General features: G+C 38.6%; 3 protein-coding genes. 2 read left to right on the top strand and 1 reads right to left on the bottom strand.

The genetic code is table 11. The features are described from left to right. A partial coding sequence (locus IQR33_RS11230) for a response regulator transcription factor (RefSeq protein WP_193843702.1) occupies positions 1–162 on the top strand: 162 nt, incomplete at its 5' end. A gap of 90 nt (positions 163–252) precedes the next feature. Here IQR33_RS11230 and IQR33_RS11225 read toward each other — a convergent pair. Further along, positions 253–426, bottom strand: a complete 174-nt coding sequence (locus IQR33_RS11225) for a hypothetical protein (protein WP_005373524.1) — start codon at positions 424–426, stop codon at positions 253–255. 261 nt (positions 427–687) lie between these two features. Here IQR33_RS11225 and IQR33_RS11220 point away from each other — a divergent pair. Next, positions 688–1,110: DUF6279 family lipoprotein (locus tag IQR33_RS11220; protein WP_416222676.1), on the top strand; the 423-nt coding region annotated here is incomplete at its 3' end.

The raw sequence follows: 1,110 nt of genomic DNA, 5'->3' as shown, positions 1-1,110 counted from the left end.
GAGGTGGCAAGAGGTTTCCGCAACAAGCAAATTGCCGATCGTCTTTTTATCTCTGAGTCTACGGTTAAAGTACATATGAAGAGTTTACTTAAAAAGCTACAAGTTCCTTCTCGTACTGCAGCAACCGTCCTTTATCTTGAGCGCTTTGGCGACATCAAATAACATTGTTGGATTTGAATCTGTAATAATAAATAAAATCAACCAGTTATATTGATTCTGACGAATAAAAAAACCGCCTGTTAGGCGGTTTTTTTACTTGTCTGGGCGAATAGAGTACAAGTCACTGTTGTGCTTACCACACTCCAAATAGTACTGATAAGCCACTTTTTTGCTTTCAGCAATGACTCTCATGCAGTGCATTTTCCCCTGTTCAAAATATCGAATCTCATATTCTACACTGGTATCAAGTTGCTCAGCGGCTGCCATACTTCGCCTCCATAAACCATCCAAAAAACATCCATGCAAATTATATGCCGTTATAGGGAGCGTCGTTCGGTACGTTTTTTAGCCGATAATTGCGCTCTAACTCACTTTTTTGCGGATAGCTGTGATCAAAAAGTTAATTTCAAACTCTATATATTATTAAGGTGGCAATCAATATTTGTCACACTGGTGTAAGTTTGCCGCAATACTAAGTGATACAGGTTGAGTATAGAACTTAATCAACATAAAAGGGAATACGAATAAGTGACTAAATTAAAGGGTGTATCTAATAAGGCGCTTCGTTATGGCCTTCTATTTTGTTTCGTATTTCTGCTTGCCGGTTGTGCGAAAAAGTTTTTATACAGCAATATCGATTGGTTCGTGCTCGATTACTTAGAGGACTATATCTCGTTGCAAGGGGAACAAGAAGTCCTAGTGGAAGAGCGCTTATTACTGTTGGCAGACTGGCACAAGAAAGAGGAGTTACCATTATATATCGAACATTTAAAAGACCTTGAGAGATTAAAAGCGAGCGATATCACCTTAAATTACTTACAACAAAATCGAGATAGAATGCGAGCGCATTACGATAGAGTGGTAAGCAAAGCAGCACCAGATCTTTTTGCGTTAAGTTTGCAGTTAACGAAAGAGCAAGAACGCGAGTTTTTGAGTAATGTACAAGAACAT

This window comes from Vibrio sp. OPT46 (assembly GCF_015163535.1).
Lineage (GTDB): Bacteria > Pseudomonadota > Gammaproteobacteria > Enterobacterales > Vibrionaceae > Vibrio > Vibrio alginolyticus.
The sequence above is the reverse complement of the archived record's forward strand: the minus strand, read 5'-3'. Positions and strand labels throughout refer to the sequence as shown.